The following is a 23,269-nucleotide window of genomic DNA, read 5'->3' on the forward strand; positions in this document are numbered from 1 at the left end:
ATCCGGGTGCCGAGCTCAGGCGGTGGGTACGCCGGTGTACCCGACCGACGCGACGGCGACGGCTCCGTCCGACCGGCCCTGCACGAACTCCTCCAGCGTCGTGGTGTTGCAGCTCAGGTAGAGCGTCGATCGGTCGTCGCCGCCGAACGCGCAGGCGACGGCCTGCGTCCCGGTCACGGGCACCTTGTCGGTGAGTTCGCCACCGGCGACGACGCGGTAGAAGCCGGCGTCGTCGCCCATGGTGAGCGCGTTGCCGAACCACACGCCGCCGTCGGTGTCGAGGGCGATGCCGTCGGGCATGAAGGTCTCCGGGAGCTGCGCCCAGACACGCTGGTTCGACAGGGATCCGTCGGATGCGCGGTCGTAGGCGGTGATCCGGTGCAGGAAGGTCTCCGCCAGCAGCAGCTGCCGCCCGTCGGGGGTCAGCGCCATCCCGTTGGGGAACATGACCTCCCCGTCGACCCGGTGCACGGTGCCCTGCGGATCGATGTGCGCCAGCGCCGTCGGCTTCGGGTCCTCGGTCCCGACGGCGAACCCGAAGTTGCCGACGTAGGCGTGCCCGTCCGGGGCGACGAGCAGGTCGTTGCCCGGGCCGCCGGCGACGGCGCTGAAGTCGGCGTAGCTGCTCAGCGCGCCGTCCGGGCCGATCCGCAGCACCGTCGCGTCGGCCTGGGACACCACGAGTGCGGTGCCGTCGGCCAGGAAACCCAGGCCGGACGGCGCACCCGGCACCTCGGCGACCGTCGTGGCGTCGCCGCCGGGGGAGAAGGTCAGCACCGCGCCGGTGAAGAAGTCGCTGGCCCACAATGCGCCGTCGTGCCAGCGCAGGCCTTCGAGGAACCGGTGTCCGGAGGCGAACCCGGTGTAGGTGTGCAGCTTCATCGTGTCCATCCCGTGTCGGGTCGAGGGGAGTCCTGGCCACGGGCCAGGTCGCGCAGGTGGAACTTCTGGATCTTGCCGCTGGGATTGCGGGGCAGTTCGTCGAGCAGGAGCAGGCGTTCGGGCAGCTTCTGGCGGGCCATCCGCCGTGCGGTCAGCCACTCGACGATCCCGGGCAGCGTCACGTCCTGGCCCGGCTCGGGCACGACGACCGCGCAGACCCGCTCACCGAGCACCGGATCCGGGGACGACACGACGGCGGCATCGGCGACCGCGGGATGCTCGAACAGGTGGTCCTCGATCTCCTTGGCGCTGATGTTCTCGCCGCCGCGGATGATGATGTCCTTCTGCCGGCCGATGATCTCGACGTAGCCGTCGTCGTCGATCCGGGCGAGGTCGCCGGTGCGCAACCAGCCGTCGCCGGTGAAGGCCGCCGCGTCGAGCGAGGCGTCCAGATAGCCCAGGAACAGCTCGGGCCCGCGTACCTGGAGCTCGCCGTCGGGCGCGAGCCGGACCTCGGCGGCGCCGATCGGCCTGCCGTCGGTCAGCGCGCGCCTGGCGAGCGGATCGGTGGCGTTGCAGGCCGTCGCCGTGGGGAACTCGGTGGATCCGTACCCGCGGCCGACCGTGCAGCCCAGCGCCGTGGTCGCGGCCCGGACCAGCTCCGGGGGCACGTCGGCGCCGCCGCACGCGAAGACCCGCAGCGAGCTCACGTCCCGCTCCGGCAGCGACGGGTGGTGCACGAGCCCGTGCAGGAACGGCGTGGCCGCCACGGTGAACGTGCACCGGTGCTCCTCGATGAGCTCCAGCGCCCGGCCGGGCTCCCAGACGTCGAGCAGGACGACCGGCCCACCCAGCATGAACGGCAGCTGCAGCCCGTAGAGCACGCCGATGATGTGCCCGACCGGGGACGGCATGAACACGACGTCGGCCGCGGAGAGCCCGAAGAAGTCGATGATGCTGCGGTTCTCGTGGTCGAGCGTGTCGTGGCTGTGCAGCGCGCCCTTGGGCGCCGAGGTGGTCCCGGAGGTGTACAGCAGCAGGGCGACGTCACCCGACGCGCGCGCGACCTCGACCGGCGTGTCCGCGCCCTCCGCGAGCAGGTCCTCGAACCGGGTGCGGCCGGGATCGCCACCGACCACCACGACGGTCCCGAGCGCAGGTGCCTCCGGCCGGATCTCGTCGATCATGGCCGGGTAGTCGAAGTTCCGGAACCGCTGCGGGACGACCAGCACCTTCGACGCGGCCTGACGCAGGATGAAGGCCGTCTCCCGATGGCGGTAGATCGGGATGACCGGGTTGCTGACCGCGCCGAGCCGGATCGCGGCGAGGTGCACGACGATCGCCTCGCACCAGTTCGGAAGCATCCAGGTGACCACGTCGCCGGGCGCGATCCCGCGGCTCCGGAGTGCCGAGGCGAACCGGTTCACCGCGCCGTCGAGCTCGCCGTAGGTCCACGACCGTCCCCGGTCGACGACCGCGACCGCCTCCGGGGTCCTGGCGGCGGCCGCGGCCAGGTAGCCGTCGACCAGGTGGCCGGTCGGGCCCGTCCGCCGGTCGGGCCGTTTGTGCTCGTCGTCGAGCCCTGTCGTCGTCACATCCGCCCCTCGGGGTCCAGGAGTGCGGCACCGATCCGGTGTCGCAACTCGATCTCGTCGCCGTACCAGCCGCGCAGTGCGAGGGCGCGGCGGTAGTACCAGCTCACGTCGGTCTCGGTGGTGAAGCCCATGCCGCCGTGCAGCTGGATCGCGTCCTCGCAGACACCGACCGCGGCCTGCGCCGCGTGCGCCTTCACCGTCGAGGCCAGGAGGTCCAGCCGGGCCGTGGACGCGCCGTCGGCGTCGGCGAGGGTGGCCAGGCAGAGGTTGTGCAGGCCCGTCGAGCGGGCCGCCATGTCGGCGGCGAGGTGCTGGACGGCCTGGAACCCGCCGATCGGCCTGCCGAACTGCTCACGCCGCCCGACGTGTTCCACCGTGCGTTCGAGCGCACCCCTGGCGAGGCCGTCGAGCTCGCAGGCGAGCAGGATCCGGGACCAGGCCCGGATCCTCCCGACGAGGTCTCCGTCGGTGACGACCAGGTCGGCGCTCGCCGCGTCCAGGCGGACCCGGGCGAAGGCGGTCCCGGGATCGGCACTGCCGATCGGCTCGACGCGCACCCCGGGTGCGGCCGGGTCGACCAGGCACACCGCCGCGCCCGCGAGTACGACGAGCACGTTCGCCTGTGCGGCGAAGCGTGCGGCGGCGACGGTGCCGGTGAGCTCCCGCCCGGTCCGGGAGACCGACCCGATCTCGGCAGCCCGGTCGTCGGTGATGCCGGGATCGACGAGTGCCGGCGGTGTCCCCGCCGGATCCGGCCCGATCTGTTCGACCAGCGCCGGGAGCAGGCTGTTCTCCAGCAGTGGTCCGATCACCAGGTGCCGCCCGTACTGCTCGAACAGCGGGCCGAGATCGGCCGGTGTGGCCCCGATCCCGCCCCGGCATTCGGCGACGGCCACCGAGTACCAGCCCAGCTCGGCGAGCTCGGCCGCGAGGCCCGCGTCCCAGCCCGAACCGGTTCCGTCCCCGCCGGGGCCGTCGCCGAGGAGCGTGCGACGCCGGTCGCAGTCGTAGCTGCGGGTCAGGTAGTCGTGCACGGTGGATGCGAGGTCGTCGTGCTCAGCCACGGGGCAGCCCCAGGAGTCGTTCGGCCACGATGGTGCGCTGGATCTGGGCGGAGCCGCCGTAGATGGAGGCGGCTCGCGAGTACAAGTGGTCGTGGGCCCAGCGCTCCGACCGCAGACCGGCCGGCCGGGAACCGGGCACCGCCCGCAGCGGACCCAGCAGGCCCGCGATCTCGGCGAACACGGTCTGCTCCACGTCGTTGAGCACGAGCTTGTCGACCGAGTCCAGCGGTGTCGGCCCGGTGTTCGCGAGCAGCCTGGCGGTGGTCTGCCGGGTCTGGGCGTCGAGAACCCGCATGGCGATGTGCGCCCGGCCGATCGCGGACCGGGCCCGCCCGTCGAGCGAGCCCCGGGCGCCGAGCTCGTCGACGGCGTCGTCCAGCGCCACCTCCAGCTCCACCCGGCGTCGCAGCGTCGCGGCTCCGCGCTCGCTGCCCAGGGTGTGCGTGGCGATCGCCCAGCCCTCGTTCTCCGCTCCGAGCAGGTTCTGCCGCGGCACCCGGACCTCGTCGAGGAAGACCTCGCAGAACTCCTGGTCGCCGGTCATCTGCCGGATCGGACGGGTGGTGATCCCGGGGCTGGTCATGTCGACGAGCAGGTAGCTGATGCCGGCCTGCTTGCGCACGGCCGTGTCGGTGCGGACCAGCAACGCGCACCACTGCGCCTGGTGAGCCCAGCTGGTCCAGATCTTCTGCCCGCTGACGAGGTAGTCGTCGCCGTCGGCGACCGCGCGGGTCCGCAGCGATGCCAGATCCGACCCGGCCTCGGGCTCGGAGAAGCCCTGGCACCAGATGTCGTCGCCGGAGAGCAGGCGGGGGAGCAGCTCGCGCCGCTGCCGGTCGGTGCCGTAGCGGTCGATCGACGGTCCGACCACCTCGAGGCCGATCAGCCCGATCGGCTGCGGTGCCCGCGCTCGCACGAGCTCCTCGACGAACACCAGGTGATGGGCGTGGGTGAGACCGCCACCGCCGGCCTCCCGCGACCAGGCGAGGCCGGCCCAGCCGGCCTCGAACAGGGTCCGTTGCCAGCGCCGCAGCACGGTGAACCGCGTATCGGGATCCGGCGGGACCTCGGGTGGAGGGGTGCTCGCGAGCCAGGCCCGGGCGCGCGCCCGGAAGTCCGGCAACGACTCCGGCAGCTCCGATTCGGTGGAACTCATCGGATCACCGCCCCGTGTAGACCGGATCGCGGCGTTCGAGGAACGCGTTGACGGCCTCCTTGGAGTCCGCGTAACCCGAGAGCTCACGGGTCTTGCCCTGCTCGAACTCGTAACCGGACTTGAGGTCCTGGTACTCGATGCCGTTGAGGCTGCGCTTGGCCAGCCGGAGCGTGACCGGGCTGTGCCGGGCGATCGACCGGGCCAGCTCGCGGGCCGTGTCGAGCAGCCGGTCCTCGGTGGTGATCGTGACGATGCCGCCGTAGGGCAGCAGCTGTTCGGCGGGGTAGAGATCGCCGGTGTAGTGCATCAGCCGCACCATCCCCTGCGGGACCAGCCGCGAGAGGTGTTTCGCTCCGCCCAGCACCCCGACGTTGACCTCGGGGGTGGCGAACCGGGCGCCCTCCGCGGCGACGACGAGATCGCACGAGGCGGCGATCGCCAGGCCGGATCCCACGGCGACCCCGTGCACCGCGGCGATGACCGGGTACGGCGAGTCGTAGATCGCCCAGAACGCCTCCCGGGCCCGGGTGAGCTGCTCCGGTGCGTTGTCCGGGTCGAGGGTCCGGAACTCGGCGAGATCGTTGCCCGCGCAGAAGTGCTTGCCCCGCCCGGCGAGCACCACCACCCGGGCCTGCGGGAGGTAGTGCTCCACGTCGCGGAAGAAGGTGTGGATCTCGCGGTAGAGCTGCTGGTCGGTCGCGTTGACCGGTGGCCGGTTCAGCCACACGGTCGCGACCGGGCCGTCGAGCTGCCAGTCGAGCAGCTGCAGATCGGTCGAAGGGGTCACGGTGGTCGGGTTCTCCTCGATCAGCGGTGGTAGGCGGCGGCGAACGCCTCGAGCTCACGGGGGACGTCGCTGCCCGCGGGCTGGAAGTGGACCCAGTCGCATCCGGCCTTCTCCAGCTCGGCGAACCGGTCGCGCCACCGGTCACGGGTCAGCGCGAGTCCGGCCGCGGTCATCACGTCGCCGGTCACGAAGGGGCGGTCGACGTCGTTGACGCCGACCACGTGCCGATCGTGCAGCGCGATGTGACGGACGTTCTCGGGGATGTGGTCGTAGGCCGCGGCCCACACGTGTCCCTGCTCGCCGAGCAGCTCGTCGATCACCCCGTGCTCGACGGCCCAGTGCAGGAACAGACCGGCGCCGTGGCCCGCGGCGTCGATCACGCGCTCGGAGCCCGGGTCCTCGCCCTCGTCGAGGACGGTGCCGATCACCATCATCATCTGGGCGGCGAAGCCGGGTTCGGGGGCGGTGATCCGGAAGAGCTCCGCGCCGAGCTCCCGCGCGACCCGCGTGCCCTTCGGGCCCTCACCGGCGACGCCCCATCCGACCGTGATCGGCAGGGCCGGGCCGAACCGCTCGTCGGGCTGGATGAGCTGCATGAGCGCGCCCTCCCACTCGACCTGCTCCCCGCGCAGCAGCGCCCGGACGACCTCGGTGTAGTGCTGCACCTGCACCCACGGAACCGGTGGTCTGCCCATGGCCAGGCGACCGGTGAAGCCGCTTCCGACCCCGACGAGCACCCGGTCCTGGCCTGCGGTGTGCACCAGGGTGGTGATCGCCGATGCCGTGACCATCGGGTGGCGCAGGCTCGGGACGAGCACGCCGGGGCCGAGCACGATCCGGTCGGTCAGTTCCGCCGCCCGGTTCAAGATCATCCAGACGTCCGGGTACAGCGCGGGCGAGTCGTAGCACAGCGCCCTCTCGTAGCCGAGCTCCTCCGCGATGCGGATGTGCTCCGGCGTCTCCAGCGACGTGGCGAACGAGCATCCCAGCTTCATTGTCGGGTCTCCCGGTCGTAGGTGTCGGGAGCTGCAAGTTAGGGGCGCCGGCCGCAGTGTGTCAACCACGAATAACTAGTATTGACCTGTCGGCTTGCTGCTCAGCGTGCTGTTGTGGCGATAATGTCCATCACTGCTCACCGGTTCGACATGGAGGTCGACATGCTCGTGCACTGCCTCACGCTCACCTTCACGGAGACGGCCGATCCCGCGGACGTCGAGGCGTTCCGGGACGCGATCGCCCGCTTGCCGAGCCAGATGGACGTTCCGTTCCGCACCCGGCAGGGGGTCGACCTCGGTGAGCGTGCGACGAACGCCGACTACGCGGTCGTCAGTGAGTTCGCGAACGCCGAGGACTTCCGGCGATACCTGATCCACCCGGCCCACCTCGCGGTGCCGCGGGAGCACGTCCGGTCCGCGCAGAGTGTTCAGTTCGTCGTCGGGGACGACGACTGACCGGCTCGACGGGGCTGTGCCGAGGGGCGCTCGCGTCGTCGGGCTCGGGCCGGCCACACTCGGGGTGAGTGGGGTCCCGGGGGAGGGGGGCCGTGCCGGCCGCCTATGTGATCGACGTCGTCCTGCTGCTGGTGATCTCCGTGCTGTCCCACTACAGCGGGCACCGTGCACGTGCCGGAACGCTGCTGAGGCGGAGGACTCCCGGCGGCTCGGCCGAGGCGGCCGTGGCGTCGGACGAGGCATGGCGGGTCGGCATGCGGGCGGCGGCCCCGTGGATGTTCGCGACGGCGGGTATGGGCTATGTGTTGATCCTCGTGTGCCTCGGCTGTCCGGTCCTGGCCTCGCGCCACGGGGTGGTCGAGCGGTCTCGTCATGATCTCGGTGTCGACGATCTCGATCTTCGTGCTCTGCGCTCCGGTGGTGGCCGGGCTCGTCACGGCGAACCGGGCGGCCCGAGGGGCGGGGACCGGTCGCCACCGCGGGAGTCGCGGTCGGTGAGGGATCGGGCGGCGGGCGAGCCGGAAGTAGTCGATCCGCTGAGCGTGCGGGCCCACGGCTCGTCGATGCCGGTGAGGTCGAGGGCGACGACGACGTTGTCGAGCATCCCGGCTCCGAACCACTGGCGGACGGCTGTCTCGTCCGGACCGATGAGCTCGCGGACGAGCTCGACCTGTCGTGCGTAGCACGCCCGCACCGCGTCGCCCACCAGCGGCTCGTCGGCGGCACAGTTGGCGTGCATCAGGAACATGAGCACGTCCCGGTCCTCGATCAGCGCGCCGTATGCCGTGCGGGCGACACGCAGGGCCTCCGCGGGTGACCGTGGCCCGGCGGGCTGCCGGGCGACGTGCCCGGTGAGAGCGTTCGACATGGTGTCCGAGACGAGGTCCACGGCTCCGGCGAACAGTTCCTGCTTGGTGGCGAACAGGCGGTACACGTACGGCTGTGAGATGCCGGCCCGCTCGGCGATCTCCTGCGTCGACGTCCCGTAGTAGCCCTTGCGGGCGAAGCAGGTGACGGCGGCCTCGAGAACACCTCGGCGTCGCTCGTCCCTCTTCACGGTGCTACCGGCTGCGGGCATGGAACCAGTCAAGCAGGCCGGCCCGTCACGCCCCGAAGTCCACCGCCGTCCCGGTGGGTCCCGGTCCGGGAGTGAGGGCCTCGACGGCGACCAGCGGGTTCCAGTAGTCGACGTAGCGGGTGATCCTGCCGGTGTCGTCGGTGTACACCACGGAGATGCAGGTCTGCTCGTACGGCTTTCCGGTCGGCAGCGCCCACCCGGTCGAGCGGAACTCGGCGACTGCCCGTCGCGGGTCGACCGTGTCGTGGAACGTCAGGTCCACGAACTCGACATCGAAGGTCTCCGGGAAGCCGGACATGTGGTCGAGCAGTGCGTCCCGGCCCTGGACCCGGGCCGGGACGCCGACCGGTGCGTACGGGAACTCGATGACTCCGTCGGTGGAGAAGAGGTCGACCCACTCCTCCAGTCGGCCGGACGACAGCAGGCGCAGGTGCTCGGAGACGGCGTGCTGAGCGGGAGTTCCGGCCATGGGGCACCTCGAGAGATAGGTTAGTGGTTGGTCAATAACCAGATGATAGCCACTGTACGCGGGAGGTCACCGGGCCGCGCCCTGACGACCGCCGGCGGTCCCGGAGGTGGCGGTGACCATCTCGACGTTCCGGGTGTCGGGCAGGCCGAGCGTGCACAGCGCACTGACCAGGCCCAGGAACGCCAGGTAGAAGCCGATGGCCGTGCTCCCGTAGGACGCGACGAGCGCGGTGGCGACGAGCGGTGTCACCGCGCCGCCCAGCACCCCGGCGAGGTTGTAGGCCAACCCGGCCCCGGTGTAGCGGTACTGCGCGCGGAACAGCTCCGGGAGCATCGCGCCGACGGGTCCGTAGGCGATGCCGACCACCCCGAGCACCAGGCACAACCCGAGCCCGAACGACCAGACCGTGCCGATGTCGAGGATCGGGAAGGCGATCAGCCCGACGGCCACGGAGGCGAGGTTGCCGGCGAGCACGAGTCGCTTGCGCCCCCGCCGGTCCGAGGCCACCGCGCCGATGATCGTGGTGACGGCGAAGACGGCGCCGCCGATGATGCCCAGCGCGAGCACCGTCGTCCGCGGGTGCTCCAGCACCGCGGTCCCGTACGTGGTCAGGTAGGTCACGCCGATGTAGAAGAACGCGAACACGGTCGTCGTGACGAACGCGCCGAGGAACACCTCGCGCGGCTGGCGGGTGACCGCCTCGAGCACCGGCAGCTTCGCCACCGAGCCGGACGCCTTCGTCGCCTCGAACGCGTCCGACTCCTCGATCCGGAGCCGGACGAACAGCCCCACCCCGATCAGCAGGACGCTGCCGATGAAGGGCAGCCGCCAGCCCCAGCTGAGGAACGCCTCGTCCGACATGGTCAGCGCGGTGATCAGGAAGGTGGCGCTGGCGAGGGAGAACGCGACCGACGGCCCCAGCTGCGGGTACAGCGCGTACTTCCCGCGCTTGGCCTTGGGTGCGTTCTCCGCGGTGAGCAGCGTCGCGCCCGCCCACTCGCCGCCGACGGCGAGGCCCTGCAGGACCCGCAGGACCACCAGCAGGATCGGTGCGAGGGCGCCGATCGCGCCGGTCGAGGGCAGCAGCCCGATCGCGACGGTCGACAACCCCATGAGCAGCAACGTGGTGACCAGGGTCCGTTTCCGGCCGATCCGGTCGCCGAAGTGTCCGAACAGGACCGACCCGAACGGTCGTGCGACGAACGCGACGCCGAAGGTCGCCAGCGCCAGCAGGGTTCCCTCGGCCGCCCCCAGCTCGGGGAAGAAGACCTTGTTGAACACCAGCGCCGCGGCGGTGCCGTAGATGAAGAAGTCGTAGAACTCGATCACGGTGCCGGTCATGCTCGCGAAGGCGACACGGCTCATCGGGTTGCGCTGCGTCGCGCCGGTGGTGGTCATGGTCGGGGCTCCGTAGGGATCGTCACCGCGGGGAGGTCACCGTGGCCGGTGTGGGCCGGCACGGTCGCGAGCGGCTCCGGGGAGCCGAGCTCGTCGATCGCGATCCGGCGCATCCGGAACTTCTGGATCTTTCCGCTGGCAGTGGTGGGGAAGGAGTCGGTCAGGCGCCACAGCGCCGGGATCTTGGACCGGCTGATGCGGCCCGTGCAGAACTCGACGAGCTCGGGGACGGCGGGTTCGGCGCCGGGATTCGGCCGGACCCAGGCCATCACCTGCTCCCCGTAGTAGTCGTGCGGGACGCCGATCACCTGGGCGTCGCTGACCTGCGGATGGCCGCGCAGGACCTCCTCGATCTCGCCGGGGTGGATGTTCTCCCCGCCGCGGATGATGACGTCCTTGATCCGTCCCACCACGGTCACGACCCCCCGCTCGTCCATGACGGCCAGGTCGCCGGTGCGCATCCAGCCCGCGGGATCGATCGCCTCGGCGGTCGCCCCGTCGTCCGCCCAGTAGCCGCGCATCACGCTGTAGCCGCGGGTGCACTGCTCGCCGGGTGTCCCGACGGGCACGACCCGGCCGGTGGCGGGGTCGACGATCGTGACCTCGATGTGCGGGGTCGGCCGTCCGACGGTGTGGTCCCGCACGTCCGGCGGGTCGTCGGGCAGCGTCTGGGTGGAGATCGGCGAGGTCTCGGTCATGCCGCACACGGTGGACAGCCGCGGGACGTGCAGCCGGTCGCGGATCGAGGCCAGCAGCTCCGGCGGGCACGGTGCGCCCCCGATCAGCCCGCCGCGCAGCGAGCCGACGTCCGAGCCGGCCAGGTCCGGGTGTTCGAGCAGCGCGCGGAACATGGTCGGCACGCCGTAGACGGCCGTGCACCGCTCGGCGACGATGCTCGCCAGCGTCAGCCGGGCGTCGAAGGGGCCCCCGGGCAGCACCAGCGCCGCACCGTGCGAGCCGGCGCCCAGCGTGCCGAGCACCATCCCGAAACAGTGGAACAGCGGTACCGGCACACAGATCCGGTCCTGCTCGGTGAACCCTGCCTGCGCGCCGACGAGGTGGCCGTTGTTGAGCAGGTTGTGGTGGGTCAGGGTGGCGCCCTTGGGCCGGCCGGTCGTGCCGGAGGTGAACTGGATCGCCACCGGGTCGCCGGGATCGACCCGCTGCTCGGCCGCCGCGACCCCGGTGGGCTCCGCGGCGACGAACTCGGCCCAGTCCCGCTCGAAGGTCACCGCACCCTGCAGCTCGGGACACGTCGTCGCGACGTCGGCGACCAGCTCGGCGCAGTCGGTCCCGCGGTACCGCGCGGCGTGGAAGAGCAGCCGGGTGCCCGAGTGCCGCAGCGCCTGGCCGAGCTCGGCCCGCTCGTAGGTCGGGTTCAGCGCGACCAGTACCGCGCCGATGCGCGCCGCCGCGTACTGCAGGACGACCCACTCGTGGCGGTTCGCCGCCCACACCCCGACCCGGTCGCCGTGGCCGATTCCGCGGGCCAGCAGCCCGCCCGCGACGCGGCCGGAGCTCTCCCACAGCTCGGCGTAGGACGCGCGGGTCCCGAGCTCGACGTCCACCAGCGCGGTGCGGTCGCCGCAGCGCTCGACCGTGCGGCGCAGGTTCTGCCCGATGGTCTCGTCGAGCAGCGGCCGCCGGGTGGATCCGCGCGCGTAGGACGGGCCGGTCATCGCGGCACCCTCCCGGGCTCGGCGCCGGCCCGGGCCGCCTTCTCCCCGAGGCGGGTGCCGAACGACCCGCCGTCGACGACGAAGCGGTCGTGCCGGCCGTGCGCGATCCGCTCGACGTCGTCGAACGCCTCGACGGTCGTCGTGATCCGCCTGCGGTCGATCTCCACGACGACGGCCGTGGCCGTCACCAGCTGGCCGAGCACGGTCGGGCGCAGGTGCACGATGTCCACGGTGGACCCGACCGAGTCCTGGCCGGGCCCCAGCAGCGGGGCGACGGCGGCCGACGCCGCCTCCTCGAGCAGCCGCACCACCGACGGGGTCCCGAGGACGTGGTGACCGGCGCGCGCGACGCAGTCCGCCACCGTCACCCGGTGCTCGACGGAGCCGGGCGGGAGATCGGCGGGCGCGGGGCGCTCCGGCGGCATCACTTCACACCGCCCCGGCGCTTCGGGTCCCACGCCGCCTCCAGGTTGCGGATGATGGCGGGCGAGTACATGCACCGCGCCTGGCCGATGGCCAGGTTCGCCATGTAGTGCCGGAAGGTCTCCAGCGGTTCGGCGGCGACCCGGATCTGGGTGCGGTTGGCGTTGACGCCCACGTGCCCGGTGGCCGTCAACGCGTCCACGGCGTTCGCGATGGCCGCCTGCATGCCCTCCTCGTCGACCACCAGGTCGTCGACGATCTGGCGGCCCTCGGGGGAGTCGACGTAGATGTCGCGGTTGAAGAAGATCCCCTGGCGGGCGACCTTCTCGCCGACGAAGCGCGGCAGGCGCATGTTGCCGCAGCCGGGCAGGAACCCCTCGCGGCGCGCCGGCAGGTTCACATATGCGCCGGAGCGGGCGACGACCCGGTCCATGACCAGCAGGAACTGGCAGCCGCCTCCGATCGCGAAGGTGTCGACGGCGGCGATCCACGGCTTCTCGTGCCGGCGCTCGACGACCGACACCCGGCCGTCGCCCAGCGAGTGCCCCCGGAACCACTTGGTGATCAGGCCCAGCTCGCGCTCGATGAAGAACTCGATCAGCGAGACCTCGCCGTGGTAGAGCCGGGTGAGGTTGACCCCGGCGTCGAATACCCGCCGTCCCAAGTACTTCGGGTGCCGGGACTCGGCTCCGCGGAGCACGCCGATGTCGATCCGGTCGTCGAGCAGGATCAGGTCGGTCGCGATCTCCATGGCGCGGGTGGACTCGTCGTCCTCGGCGTTGAGGTACTTGTGGTGCTGGATCGTCAGGTGCCCGACGTTGCCGCGGCGTTCCACCAGGCTGGTGCCCAGGTCCACGCGGTCGGTGCGGCGCAGCTCGTCGAGCAGCTCGAGTGCCTCCGGCAGCGGCTGCGCCATCGCGTGCATGAGGTGGTGCCCGGCGACCGGGTCGTCGAGGACGTGGGAGATCAGGATGCCCTGGTCCTGCTCCCAGCCCTCCTTGTCCTTCTGCGGGTGGGTCCGCTCCTCGGCGATCCGTTCCCGGGTGGGCACCAGGCCGGGGACGAGATCGGCCGCGGCGTAGGCCAGCTCGGCGACGCGCAGTGTCCGGGTGCGGCCGTCGGTGAGGGTGTCGTACAGGGCGGCGACGTGCACCGCGAGGTAGTCCTCGCGGGCGGCGCGGCCCCGGTCGAGGATCGCCGACGCGGCCGCCTGCTGCTGCTCGGTGCGCTCCGGGCGGGCGGGGAGGCCGGCCAGCTCGCCGTCGAGGTCGGCGAACAGCTCGGAGACCAGGGCGGTGTCCTTGTCGAGGTCTCGGGTCAGCTGGATCGGGCTGGCTGGGGTGTCGGCCATGTCAGCGCTCCGTCTGTGTCAGCAGGGGAAGGGACAGGGTGTTGTGCAGCCGGCCGCGCAGGACCTCCGCACGCTCGCGGGCCTCGGCGGCCGAGCGCAGCTTGATGTCCTCGTAGCCGCGGATGCCCTCCGGCAGCCGGGCGATGTCCAGGACGGCGGCCTTGTTCTGCAGCTTCAGCGCGTCCATCGCCGTCCGGACGAGGTCGGTGTACCAGTCGACGAGGCTGCGCTCCTCGACGCGGACCCGGTCGCGGCCGAACGGGTCCCACGCGGTGCCGCGCACCCGCTTGAGCCGGCTCAGCACGGCGAACACCGGATCGGCCACCCGGGCCGGCAGTGCGATCTTGTTCGTCATGCCCATCGCGCGCAGCATCGGCGGATGCAGGTGGTAGGAGATCCGCACCGGTCCGGCGAAGCGGCCCGACGCCCGCTGCTCCCGGCTCGCCCGCAGGTGTAGGCGGGCGACCTCGTACTCGTCCTTGTAGGCCATGAGCGTGTGCAGGTTGCGGATCACCTCGCGGGTGATCGGCAGGCCGGCGGGTCCGCCCGTGCGCTCCCGTTCGCGTCGCGCGACGTCGCACACCACGTCGACGTAGCGGCCGGCGTACGCGGTGTCCTGGTAGGCGATCAGCTCGCCGATCCGCACCGCCAGCAGCCGCCGGTCCTCCTCGGCCAGGTCCGCGACCCGGGCGACGAGCGCGTCGTAACCGCCGCGGTCGCGGGCGGGCAGCCGGTCGCGGGCGTGCGCACGTTCCTGCTCGGCGTCGCGGGGCGGCGGCGAGACCAGCGCGGCGACCCGGGCCGGGTCGGCCACGGCGAGCCGCCCGTAGCGGAACGCCTGCCGGTTCTGCTCCCGGGCCGTGCCGTTGAGCCGGATCGCCTCCTCGATCGCCTCCGACGAGATCGGGAGCAGCCCCGCCTGGTAGGCGGCGCCGACGGCCACCATGTTCGTGGCCATGTAGTCGCCGAACACGGTCTCGGCGACGGCACGGGCGTCCACGGCGACGGTCCGGGCGGCGAACCGGGAGATGGTGTCGACCATCGGGTCGACCGGCACGTCGAGCCGGCTGTTGCGGATCATCTCGCCGCTGGGCAGCAGCCCCGAGTTGACCAGGGCCGCGGTGTGCTCGGGTGAGCAGCGGTCCAGGTTGACCGGATCCGCCGCGGCCATCGCGTCGACGGCCAGGTAGAGGTCCGCCCGGCCGACGCCGACCTTGTTCGAGTCGGTCCGCTGTCCGCGCGGGCTCAGCACCAGGCTGCTCAGCACGGCGCCCCACTTCTGTGCGGCCCCGGTCTGGTCGTAGCTGACCGCCTCGGCCCCGTCCACGAGCGCGGCCCAGGCCAGCATCGAGTTCAGGGTGAGCACGCCGGTGCCGCCGACGCCCGGCACGAAGACGTGGTAGGGCCGGTCCAGCGGCGGACGGTCCGGCTCGGGCACCGCGTCGGCCCCGAGGGGGGTGTAGGCCGGGGTCGCGAAGCCCTCCTCGCTGTGCACGGTGAGGAAGGACGGGCAATCGCCTTTGAGACACGAGTGGTCCTGGTTGCAGGACGACTGGTGGACGGTGGTCTTCGGCCCGAACTCGGTGTCGCTCTTGTGCAGCGACATGCAGTTGGTGACCTCGCCGCAGTCGCCGCAGTTCTCGCAGACGTCCTCGTTGATCATCACGAAGGTGGTCGCCTTGGGCGCGGTGCCCCGTTTCCGGCGACGGCGGCGCTCGTTCGCGCACTCACCGTCGTAGAGGAAGATCGTGACGCCGTCGGTCCGCTCGAGCTCGGCGAGCACGTCCTGGACCTCCCCGGCGGTGTGCACCGAGGCGATGGCGGGCAGGTCCGCCCGGCGGTAGACGGCCGGGTCCTCGGCCACGATGCCGATCTTCGTGACGCCTTCCAGGGCGAGCAGGTGGGCCAGCTTCGGGACCTCGGACCGGCCGATCGGCTCCTGGGCGCCGGTGTTGGCGACCGCGCCGTTGTAGAGGATCCGGTAGGTCATCGACACGCCCGCGGCGATCGACCAGCGGATGCTCAGGTAGCTGGAGTGGAACAGGCTGCCGTCGCCCTGGTTCTGGATCACGTGCTTCATGTCGGTGAACGGGCTGAGCCCGATCCACCCGACGCCCTCACCACCGAGCGGGAAGGTGGCGTCGATCCGGCGTTCGGGCTGTTCCATCACCGCCGCGAAGATGTGGCAGCCCGGTGCGCCCCAGGCCACCTGGCCCTCGCTCACGACCGTGGAGACGTTGTGCGGGCAGCCCGAGCAGTAGTTCGGCGAGCGCTTCGAGGTCGAGGAGTAGTCGCGTTCCCGCACCGCGGTGAGCTCCTCGGTGCGCCGGTCGAGCACGATCTGCTCGCGCAGGCGGGGGCGCAGCAGCGGGGCGAGCCCCACCGCGACGGCATCGGCGTCGAGGCTGCCGTACTCGGCGAAGCGCACCCGGCCCTCCAGATCGCGCTTGCCGTGCACCCGCGGCGCCGCGGCCGTGTTGCAGAGGGCGACCTTGACCGCGTCCTCCAGGATCGGGCGCTTCTCCTCCACGACGACGACCTCGTCGAGACCCCGGGTTGCCTCGCGGACGAAGGCGGAGTCCAGCGGATAGATCGCACCGATCTTGATCAGCCGGACACCCGCCGCCCGCAGGTCGTCGGTGCCGATGCCGAGATCGCGCAACGCCTGCAGGGTGTCGGCGTAGCTCTTGCCCGCGGTCAGCAGCCCGAGGGTGTCGTGCTCGCCGCGCACCGGGATCCGGTCGAGCCCGTTGGCCTGCGCGTAGGCCGTGGCCGCCGGCTGGCGCTCGGTGAACACGTGCCGCTCGGTCTCCACGACCGACCCGGGGAAGAACGCGTGGTCCTGCCACTTGCGGAACGGGCGCCCGTCGATCTCGAACTCGGGGGTGACGATCGCGGGCCCCTCCGGGGTGAGATCGACCGTCTGACCGCCGTCGCAGAGCTGACCGATCAGCTTCATCGCGACCCAGCAGCCCGAGTAGCGGGACATGCCCACCGCGTGCGCCGAGTAGCTCAGGAACTCCTCGACCGAGGAGGGGTAGAGCACCGGGATCCCGGCGTGGGCGAAGGCGTACTCCTGCTCGTAGGGCAGCGACGAGCTCTTCGCCTCGTGGTCCTCGCCGGAGAGCACGACCACCGCACCGTGCCGGGTGGTCCCGGCGAAGTTCCCGTGCCGCAGCGAGTCGCCGGCGCGGTCGAGCCCCGGGCCCTTGCCGTACCAGAATCCGGTGACGCCGTCGTAGCGGCTGTGCGGGTAGCGCTCCAGCAGCTGGGTGCCCATCAGGGCCGCGGCGGCGAGTTCCTCGTTCTGGCCCATCCGGTGGACGATGTGGTGCTCGTCGAGCAGCTCGCGGTTCTGCTGCAGCGTGAGGTCGTAGCCGCCGAGCGGGGAACCGGGGAACCCGGTGATGAACCCACCGGTGCGCAGGCCCGCACGCCGGTCCCGGCGTGCCTGGTCCAGCGGTGCGCGGACGAGCGCCTGGACTCCGGTGAGGAAGGTCCTGCCGCTCTCGAGCCGGAACCGGTCGCCCAGCGAGACGGTGCCCGCCTGGAGCGGCGTCTCGATGCGGCCGGCATCGACTGTCGTCATGAGTGCTCCACGTCGTCGTCGGTGCGGACGAGCGAAGACTGACGACTCCGGGCGATCCGATCGGTAACGCGTGATACCGATCGACGGGATTTCCGGCCGGACGGAGGTCAGGGGCGGTAGCCACCGGCGACCGCGCGCAGCGCGGCCAGGTCGGGGACGATGATCTCCCGGCCCCGGCGGAGGACGAGCCCCTCGCCGATCAGGCGGGCGAGCTCCCGGCTCAGGGTCACCCGGGTGACGCCGAGGATCAGGGCGAGCTCGTCGAGCGAGTACCGGGTGCGCAGTCGGACTCCCTCGGTGCAGCGCACCCCGTAGGCCTCGACGAGGTGATCGAGGATGAGGGCGACCCGGCCGCGGGCCGGCAGGCCGTCGGCGGCGATGTGCATCGCGAAGAGCCGCGCCTTCCGCGAGATCCGCCGCGTGATCTCCATCAGGATCTCCGGCTCGCGCCGGCCCGCCTCGAGCACCGCGCGGCGGCTCACGGCCACCAGACGGCTGTCGACGGTGGCCACGCAGGAGGCGTAGCGGGGGAGCCCGTCGAAGCACGTCGACTCCCCGATGCCCGCGCCCGGTTCGGCGTAGGACAGCACGCGCTCGGAACCGTCGGCGCGGGTCAGGTAGATGCGCAGCCGGCCCTCGATCACCTGGTAGAAGTAGTCGGACAGGGAGCCCTGCCGGTAGACGAACTCGCCGGCCCGGAAGCGGCGGGCCTCGCCCAGCGAGGCGATCTGCTGGGCGATCGAGGGCTCCTCGGTCAGCAGGAACGGCGAGGTGATCGACACCGCCGCCGGCCGCGCCACTCCGACGAGGACGTGTGGATCACGCTGCTGTGACATGGGGCCCCCGGCGTCGTCGACGGACGCCGTCATCGTACTAGCGCTCATTAGTCGTCGGCGACCCTCGCGCGCCACCGGTGCGGGCCGGGCTCGGAGCGGCGGGGAGGGTGTGTGGTCGGAGTTCGCTCACGAGGTGAGCGGTTCCCGTCGACAGACGGGTCCCCCGGCGCCCGGGTGGGGCGGGCGTCGAGGGGCCGGGTGGCTCCGGGGGGTGTGTGGTCGGAGTTCGCTCACCTGGTGAGCGGTCTTCGGCTGGGGGGCCTGAGACCGCGGGACCGCGCCGGCGATCGGGTGCACCGGTGAGAGCGTGTTGTGACACCTCAGGCGCTCAGGCGCTCAGGCACGCGACAGCTCGGCGAGGCGGTCGACGATCGCGTCGATGTCGGCCCGGGTCGTGCGGTGGTTGGTGATGCAGACCCGGATCCCGTGCGCACCGCCGACGACCGCCGGGCCCAGCAGGGCGGTGCCCTCCTCGGCGAGCCGGGCCAGCAGCGTCGTGTGCTCCGGCCCCGACAGTCCCGGCAGGCGGATGCAGACGGCGGTCAGGGTCACCGGCGCCATCAGCTCCAGACCCGGCTCGGCCGTGACCCGCCTGCCCAGGTGCCCGGCGAGCTCCAGCATTCCGGTCAGCGCCGATCCGAACGCGTCGGTGCCGAACGTCCGCAGCGCCGCCCAGATCTTGAGGGCCTTGAAGCTGCGGGACAGCTGCGGGCCGTGGTCCATGTAGTCGTGCATCAGTGGGTCCTGCGCGACGGTGAGGTACGACGAGGAGTAGGCGTAGGCCGCGCGCAGCGTCGCGGCGTCGCGCACGAGCAGGCAGCCCGCCTCCAGCGGGGCGAACAGCAGCTTGTGGGGATCCAGGGCGACGGAGTCGGCGCGGCGGATCTCGCGGAACATCTCCGCGACCGGCTCGGCGAGGACGAACAACGCGCCGTACGCCCCGTCGACGTGCAGCCACAGGTCCTCGGCCTCGGCGAGATCGGCGATCTCACCGAGCGGGTCGACCGATCCGGTGGTCACCGTTCCGGCGGTGGCGACGACGCAGAACGGTTCGAGGCCGGCCGCGCGGTCCGCCCGTACAGCCTCGGCCAGCAGATCGACGCGCATCCGCAGGCGATCGTCGGTCGGGATGTGCCGCACGTGGTCCAGCCCGATGCCGAGAATCCCCGCCGCCTTGTCGACGCACCGGTGCGCCTCGGCGGAGGTGTAGAGCACCAGGGGCGCGCGGCCGGCCTGCAGGCCCGTCGCCCGGAAGTCCGGCCGGCGGGCGTGCAGCGCGACGGTCAGGGCGTTGAGCGTGGCGATCGAGCCCCCACCGGTGAGGATCCCGCCCGCGCGCTCCTGGTCGAACCCGAACCGGCTCGCCAGCCAGCCGATCACGGTTCGCTCGATCACGCTGGCCGCGGGGGAGAGCTGCCAGAAGTTGCAGTTCTGGTTCAGGGTGGCCGCGACCGCCTCGGCGTAGGCGGCGATCCCGGTGGGCGGCCCGAGGACGTAGGCGAGGAACCGCGGGTGCGACACCGCGGTCGAGTTGGGGACGATGCGCTCGTCGAGATCGCGGAAGAAGCCCTCCACGCCGGTACCGGTGGCCGGGAACCCCTCGTGCATCAGCTCCTGCAGGGTGTCCCGGTCGATCTCGGGGACGATCGGCGTGTCGTCCAGGTTCCGCTCGTACCCGTCCAGGAACCGGGCGAGCAGATCGTTCGCCCGGCGGCGCTCGGCGTCGTCGAGAATCAGGCTCATCGTCACTCCCCGTGCAGCTCGCTGTCGTGCGGGGTCGATGTTATGTGCGTTATCGGGGTGGATGGTGCCGACTTCTGCCCCGACACCCCGCGCCGATAGCATCATCTGCCATGGATCGGATCGATCACGCAATCCTCGATCATCTCGTCGCGGACGGCCGGATCTCCAACGCCGAACTGGCCCAGCGGGTCGGGCTGTCCCCGTCGCCGTGCCTGCGGCGGGTCCGGGCCCTGGAGGACGCCGGAGTCGTCACCGGTTATCACGCGGCGGTGAACCAGGCGGCGCTCGGCCGCGGCCTCCGCCTGCTGGTCCACGTCGACATGGCCGATCAGCGACGCGACACCGTCCAGGCCTTCGAGGCGGCCGTGGGGGAAGTGGACGAGATCGTCGGCTGCCGGCGCATGTTCGGGAACCCGGACTACCTGCTCGACGTCGCGGTCAGCGGGTTCGAGGCCTACGAGCAGCTGTACATGGAACGCCTGACCGCGCTGCCCGGCGTCGCGACGACCACGTCGCAGATCATCATGAAGGTGGTCAAGCAGTCCCCGGGGCACTCACCGCTGCGCTGAGCGCGCCACCCGCCCCCGCGACGGCCGGGCTCAGCTCGACCGTGCTCCGACGATGCTCAGGGCGAACTCGGTGTACTCCCGGGCGACCTGCTCGGGTGTGATCGGGCCGTCGTCGGAGTACCAGCGGGCGATGCTGACGCACATCTCGCGGATGGCGAACGAGGCCAGCGCGGGGGAGTCGACCGAGAACCGCCCGGCCGCCATCCCGTCGGCGATGATCGAACGGAGTGCGTGCTCGTGCTCGCGGCGCAGGTCCTGCATGGCCGAGCGCGCGGGCTCGGCCAGGCTCGAGGTGTCCCGGTTGACCACGATCGCCTCCCGGCGGTGCGTCGCGTGCCGGCGGGAGTACACCAGGACGGCGTGGTAGAGCCGGTCCAGTGGATCGTCCCGTCCTTCGGTGGCGCGCCGGAAGTCGTCGAGCACGCCGCGGACGGTGTCCCCGACGATCGTCTCCAGGAGCTCGTGCTTGGACCGCATGTGGTTGTAGAGGCTCGGTGTGCGGACCTCGAGCACCTCGGCGATCTGGCTCAGCGCGGTGCCGTGGTAGCCGCGCTCGGCGAACAGGGTCAGCGCGGCATCGACGACGGCCGCGTTGCTCACGCTCTCCCGCGCGGCCGTCACGGGCGGAACCTCACGACCCGCAGGGCGAACTCCGCGTACTCGTCGGCGACCTGTTCGGCGGTCCGGGGCCCGTCCTCCCGGAACCAGCGGGCGATGCTGACGCTCATCTCCAGGATCGCGAAGGACGCCAGTCCGGCGTTGCCGACCGAGAACGAACCGTCCTCGATGCCGCGGGAGATGACGGCGCGGACCGCGGTCTCGTGGTCGCGGCGCCGTTGGCGCATCCGGCTCAGCGCCGGTTCCGGCAGGCTCGTGGTGTCCCGGTTGACCACGAGCGCCTCGCGGCGGTGGGTGGCGTGGCGCCGGGCGTAGACCCGGACCGCGGCGCGCAGCTGGTCGGCGGGGGTGTCGAGACCGGCGACGGCCTCGTCGAACTCGGCGTGCACGTCGTCGAGGGTCCGCCCCACGAGGGTCTCCAGCAGCTCCTGTTTGGACGACATGTGGTTGTAGAGGCTCGGGGTGCGCACCCCGAGCGCGGCGGCGACCTGGCTGACGGCGGTGCCGTGGTAGCCACGCTCGGCGAACAGGGTCAGTGCCGCGTCGAGGACCGATTCGGTGGTGACGGCCGTCCGATCGGTCCGTGGCCCGCTGCGTCGCACATCGGCTGGCGCCATGTCCACCACCTCGGATCTGTCGGGTGCTGCCGGTCGGCCGGGGTCTCGCCGCTCATGCTAACGCCGGCTAGTTTCGCGGCCCCGACGCCCGCGCGCTCCCCATGCGCCGGGACGGGCGGCCGACTCCGTGACGCCGTGCCTGCGGTGCAGGGGATTGCCGACCCCCGGCCGGGAGTCTACGTTGTCGAACGTCAACTTATGAGCGTTAGCTAGTCGACGCGGCCTGTCGCCACCTCGACGGGCCTCGTGTCTGCGGGCGGGAACGGGCTCCCGGACCGGCCTCGGTGCCGGCGGGGCCGCGCGCCCTCCGGCGCAGCGCGTCGCCCGGCCCCTGCGCGCCCGCTGACCGGGGCACGACCGGGAAGGAAGGAGTGCATCGATGCTGAGGACCGAGTACATCGCCACCGTGGCGGAGCTGATGGCGGTCCACGAGGCGGCCCGGCCCGAACGGATCGCCTTCGCCGACGACGACCGCACGATCACCTACGGCGCACTGGCCCGCACGACCGCGCGGCTGGCCGGTCACATGCAGGAACTCGGGATCGAGCCCGGCGACCGCGTCCTGCTCCACCTCGACAACCGGGTCGAGGTCGCCGAGTCGTACCTCGCGATCCCGCGCACCGGCGCCGTCGCCGTCTGCGCGAACCCGCAGGCCGCCCCCGCGGAGGTCGCTCACATTCTGGCCGACAGCGGCGCGCGGATCGTCGTCACCGATCCCGAACGCCTGCCGGTGGTGCGCGAGCTGGCGGCCGGGGCGGATCTGCTCGCGGTGATCGTGGTCGGCGGGGCGGCCGCTGCCGGCGAACTCGGCTACGCCGATCTCGTCGGTGCCGACGCCGCGCAGCCGCCCCGGGACTGCCTGGGGCTCGACGACGTCGCCTGGATGCTCTACACGTCGGGCACCACCGGCCGCCCGAAGGGCGTGTACCTCACCCAGCGCGGGTGCTTCTGGGTGGTCGCCGCCTGCTGGGCGCCGATCGCCGGCCTCGGCCCGGACGACGTGGTGCTGAGCGCGCTGCCGCTGTTCCACTCCTACGCGCTCGTGCTGTGCGTGCTCGGGGTGTTCGCCGTCGGTGCGAGCGAGCGGATCCTGCCGCGGTTCTCGGTGTCCGACGTCGCCGCCCGGTTGTCCGGTGGACCGGAGGGCGACGTGACCGTGTTCCCGGGCGTCCCGACGATGTTCCACTACCTGCTCGACCGGGTCGGCGACCGCGGATTGGAGGCCCCGGCACTGCGGCTCTGCGTGTCCGCCGGCGCGATCCTGGCGGCCTCGGTCACCGAGAGGTTCGAGGCCGCGTTCGGGGTCCCGCTGCTCGACGGCTACGGGATCACCGAGACCTCGACCATGGTCACGATGAACTGGCCGACGGGGACCCGGGTGATGGGCTCCTGCGGACTGCCGCTGCCGGGGCTGACCGTGCGGCTCGTGGATCCGGGGACCGGCACGGACGTCGGCCATGGGGAGGAGGGGGAGCTGTGGGTGCAGGGACCGAACGTCACCCCCGGCTACCACGACCTGCCGGAGGCGACCGCCGCCGTGCTCGTCGACGGCTGGTACCGCACCGGCGACCTGGGCCGCCGCGACACCCACGGCTACCTGCGGATCAGCGGCCGGACCAAGGAGCTGATCATCCGGGGCGGGGAGAACATCTATCCGGCCGAGGTCGAGGAGGCGCTGGCGGGCGCCGTGGGTGTGCAGGACGTCGCGGTCGTCGGGGTCCCGCATCCACAGCTCGGCGAGGTGCCGGTCGCCTTCGTGGTCCCCGCCGGGCCGGAGCCGCTCGATCACGCCGCGGTCCTGGACTCGGCACGTGGGCGGCTCTCGTCGTTCAAGGTTCCCGACCGGCTGGTCGAATGCCGGACCATTCCGCGCACCGGCTCCGGCAAGATCCTCCGTTTCCGGCTCCGGCAGCAGCTCGGCGGCTGAGTCCGTCGCGGTGACCCGAGCCGGGTTGGCCTGGAGC

General features: G+C 72.0%; 20 protein-coding genes. 3 read left to right on the forward strand and 17 right to left on the reverse strand.

The window, feature by feature from the left end; genetic code table 11:
- Positions 1-15: 15 nt before the first annotated feature.
- From Pdca_RS14440 to Pdca_RS14465, 6 genes are read right to left on the reverse strand one after another with little or no spacing between them, the layout of a single operon-like run.
- Positions 16-882 carry an SMP-30/gluconolactonase/LRE family protein gene (locus tag Pdca_RS14440; RefSeq protein WP_085914427.1) on the reverse strand — a complete coding sequence of 289 codons (867 nt, stop codon included), beginning with the start codon at positions 880-882 and terminating at the stop codon, positions 16-18.
- Positions 879-2,477 carry an AMP-binding protein gene (locus Pdca_RS14445; protein ID WP_085914381.1) on the reverse strand — a complete coding sequence of 533 codons (1,599 nt, stop codon included), beginning with the start codon at positions 2,475-2,477 and terminating at the stop codon, positions 879-881. The genes Pdca_RS14440 and Pdca_RS14445 overlap by 4 nt, the downstream gene beginning before the upstream one ends.
- A complete protein-coding gene (locus Pdca_RS14450) occupies positions 2,474-3,541 on the reverse strand; it encodes an acyl-CoA dehydrogenase family protein (RefSeq protein ID WP_085914380.1) in 1,068 nt (355 codons plus the stop codon). The genes Pdca_RS14445 and Pdca_RS14450 overlap by 4 nt, the downstream gene beginning before the upstream one ends.
- Entirely contained in the window at positions 3,534-4,697 is a 1,164-nt protein-coding gene (locus Pdca_RS14455) for an acyl-CoA dehydrogenase family protein (RefSeq protein WP_085914379.1), read from the reverse strand. Before Pdca_RS14455 ends, Pdca_RS14450 begins: the two co-directional genes overlap by 8 nt.
- A 4-nt stretch (positions 4,698-4,701) precedes the next feature.
- Complete coding sequence (locus Pdca_RS14460; RefSeq protein WP_085914378.1) at positions 4,702-5,484, reverse strand: enoyl-CoA hydratase-related protein; 783 nt, start codon at positions 5,482-5,484, stop codon at positions 4,702-4,704.
- A 20-nt stretch (positions 5,485-5,504) separates the two neighbouring features.
- Positions 5,505-6,479 (reverse strand): LLM class flavin-dependent oxidoreductase, encoded by a 975-nt coding sequence (locus tag Pdca_RS14465; protein WP_085914377.1) that lies wholly within the window; start codon positions 6,477-6,479, stop codon positions 5,505-5,507.
- A 123-nt stretch (positions 6,480-6,602) separates the two neighbouring features.
- On the opposite strand from Pdca_RS14465, the gene Pdca_RS14470 reads away from it, so the two are divergent.
- On the forward strand, positions 6,603-6,935 hold the full coding sequence (locus tag Pdca_RS14470) for a Dabb family protein (protein WP_085914376.1): 333 nt from the start codon (positions 6,603-6,605) through the stop codon (positions 6,933-6,935).
- Positions 6,936-7,368: 433 nt separating this feature from the next.
- Here the strand turns inward: Pdca_RS14470 and Pdca_RS14475 are convergent, their stop codons facing one another.
- From Pdca_RS14475 to Pdca_RS14515, 9 genes are all read right to left on the reverse strand, one after another.
- Complete coding sequence (locus tag Pdca_RS14475) at positions 7,369-7,992, reverse strand: TetR/AcrR family transcriptional regulator (RefSeq protein WP_232021572.1); 624 nt, start codon at positions 7,990-7,992, stop codon at positions 7,369-7,371.
- A 46-nt stretch (positions 7,993-8,038) separates the two neighbouring features.
- Positions 8,039-8,482, reverse strand: a complete 444-nt coding sequence (locus Pdca_RS14480; RefSeq protein WP_085914374.1) for a nuclear transport factor 2 family protein — start codon at positions 8,480-8,482, stop codon at positions 8,039-8,041.
- A gap of 66 nt (positions 8,483-8,548) precedes the next feature.
- Positions 8,549-9,880: an MFS transporter gene (locus Pdca_RS14485; protein ID WP_085914373.1), complete on the reverse strand. Its 1,332-nt coding sequence runs from the start codon at positions 9,878-9,880 to the stop codon at positions 8,549-8,551.
- The gene (locus Pdca_RS14490) at positions 9,877-11,559 is read right to left on the reverse strand and encodes an AMP-binding protein (protein ID WP_085914372.1); all 1,683 of its coding nucleotides are present in this window, start codon (positions 11,557-11,559) and stop codon (positions 9,877-9,879) included. Before Pdca_RS14490 ends, Pdca_RS14485 begins: the two co-directional genes overlap by 4 nt.
- Entirely contained in the window at positions 11,556-11,984 is a 429-nt protein-coding gene (locus tag Pdca_RS14495; protein ID WP_085914371.1) for a thioesterase family protein, read from the reverse strand. The genes Pdca_RS14490 and Pdca_RS14495 overlap by 4 nt, the downstream gene beginning before the upstream one ends.
- Entirely contained in the window at positions 11,984-13,333 is a 1,350-nt protein-coding gene (locus Pdca_RS14500) for an enoyl-CoA hydratase/isomerase family protein (protein WP_085914370.1), read from the reverse strand. The genes Pdca_RS14495 and Pdca_RS14500 overlap by 1 nt, the downstream gene beginning before the upstream one ends.
- Position 13,334: 1 nt before the next feature.
- Positions 13,335-16,922: an indolepyruvate ferredoxin oxidoreductase family protein gene (locus tag Pdca_RS14505; RefSeq protein ID WP_085914369.1), complete on the reverse strand. Its 3,588-nt coding sequence runs from the start codon at positions 16,920-16,922 to the stop codon at positions 13,335-13,337.
- A gap of 107 nt (positions 16,923-17,029) precedes the next feature.
- Complete coding sequence (locus tag Pdca_RS14510; RefSeq protein ID WP_158092231.1) at positions 17,030-17,791, reverse strand: Crp/Fnr family transcriptional regulator; 762 nt, start codon at positions 17,789-17,791, stop codon at positions 17,030-17,032.
- 303 nt (positions 17,792-18,094) lie between these two features.
- Positions 18,095-19,501, reverse strand: a complete 1,407-nt coding sequence (locus tag Pdca_RS14515) for a pyridoxal phosphate-dependent decarboxylase family protein (protein ID WP_158092230.1) — start codon at positions 19,499-19,501, stop codon at positions 18,095-18,097.
- 110 nt (positions 19,502-19,611) lie between these two features.
- On the opposite strand from Pdca_RS14515, the gene Pdca_RS14520 reads away from it, so the two are divergent.
- Complete coding sequence (locus tag Pdca_RS14520; protein ID WP_085914366.1) at positions 19,612-20,070, forward strand: Lrp/AsnC family transcriptional regulator; 459 nt, start codon at positions 19,612-19,614, stop codon at positions 20,068-20,070.
- A gap of 30 nt (positions 20,071-20,100) precedes the next feature.
- Here Pdca_RS14520 and Pdca_RS14525 read toward each other — a convergent pair whose 3' ends face one another.
- Both Pdca_RS14525 and Pdca_RS14530 read right to left on the reverse strand, forming a co-directional pair.
- Positions 20,101-20,691, reverse strand: a complete 591-nt coding sequence (locus Pdca_RS14525; RefSeq protein ID WP_085914365.1) for a TetR/AcrR family transcriptional regulator — start codon at positions 20,689-20,691, stop codon at positions 20,101-20,103.
- Positions 20,688-21,305: a TetR/AcrR family transcriptional regulator gene (locus Pdca_RS14530; protein ID WP_085914364.1), complete on the reverse strand. Its 618-nt coding sequence runs from the start codon at positions 21,303-21,305 to the stop codon at positions 20,688-20,690. The genes Pdca_RS14525 and Pdca_RS14530 overlap by 4 nt, the downstream gene beginning before the upstream one ends.
- A 379-nt stretch (positions 21,306-21,684) precedes the next feature.
- On the opposite strand from Pdca_RS14530, the gene Pdca_RS14535 reads away from it, so the two are divergent.
- Positions 21,685-23,232: a class I adenylate-forming enzyme family protein gene (locus tag Pdca_RS14535; RefSeq protein ID WP_085914363.1), complete on the forward strand. Its 1,548-nt coding sequence runs from the start codon at positions 21,685-21,687 to the stop codon at positions 23,230-23,232.
- Positions 23,233-23,269 lie beyond the last annotated feature (37 nt).

Source organism: Pseudonocardia autotrophica (assembly GCF_003945385.1).
GTDB classification, from domain to species: Bacteria; Actinomycetota; Actinomycetes; order Mycobacteriales; family Pseudonocardiaceae; genus Pseudonocardia; species Pseudonocardia autotrophica.

Bases quoted from the DNA above. Each gene is read 5' to 3' on its own strand.
- Pdca_RS14440 (WP_085914427.1), bottom strand. From the start codon at position 882: ATGAAGCTGCACACCTACACCGGGTTCGCCTCCGGACACCGGTTCCTC.
- Pdca_RS14455 (WP_085914379.1), bottom strand. From the start codon at position 4,697: ATGAGTTCCACCGAATCGGAGCTGCCGGAGTCGTTGCCGGACTTCCGG.
- Pdca_RS14465 (WP_085914377.1), bottom strand. From the start codon at position 6,479: ATGAAGCTGGGATGCTCGTTCGCCACGTCGCTGGAGACGCCGGAGCAC.
- Pdca_RS14470 (WP_085914376.1), top strand. From the start codon at position 6,603: ATGTCCATCACTGCTCACCGGTTCGACATGGAGGTCGACATGCTCGTG.
- Pdca_RS14480 (WP_085914374.1), bottom strand. From the start codon at position 8,482: ATGGCCGGAACTCCCGCTCAGCACGCCGTCTCCGAGCACCTGCGCCTG.
- Pdca_RS14485 (WP_085914373.1), bottom strand. From the start codon at position 9,880: ATGACCACCACCGGCGCGACGCAGCGCAACCCGATGAGCCGTGTCGCC.
- Pdca_RS14490 (WP_085914372.1), bottom strand. From the start codon at position 11,559: ATGACCGGCCCGTCCTACGCGCGCGGATCCACCCGGCGGCCGCTGCTC.
- Pdca_RS14495 (WP_085914371.1), bottom strand. From the start codon at position 11,984: ATGCCGCCGGAGCGCCCCGCGCCCGCCGATCTCCCGCCCGGCTCCGTC.
- Pdca_RS14500 (WP_085914370.1), bottom strand. From the start codon at position 13,333: ATGGCCGACACCCCAGCCAGCCCGATCCAGCTGACCCGAGACCTCGAC.
- Pdca_RS14505 (WP_085914369.1), bottom strand. From the start codon at position 16,922: ATGACGACAGTCGATGCCGGCCGCATCGAGACGCCGCTCCAGGCGGGC.
- Pdca_RS14510 (WP_158092231.1), bottom strand. From the start codon at position 17,791: ATGACGGCGTCCGTCGACGACGCCGGGGGCCCCATGTCACAGCAGCGT.
- Pdca_RS14515 (WP_158092230.1), bottom strand. From the start codon at position 19,501: ATGAGCCTGATTCTCGACGACGCCGAGCGCCGCCGGGCGAACGATCTG.
- Pdca_RS14520 (WP_085914366.1), top strand. From the start codon at position 19,612: ATGGATCGGATCGATCACGCAATCCTCGATCATCTCGTCGCGGACGGC.
- Pdca_RS14530 (WP_085914364.1), bottom strand. From the start codon at position 21,305: ATGGCGCCAGCCGATGTGCGACGCAGCGGGCCACGGACCGATCGGACG.
- Pdca_RS14535 (WP_085914363.1), top strand. From the start codon at position 21,685: ATGCTGAGGACCGAGTACATCGCCACCGTGGCGGAGCTGATGGCGGTC.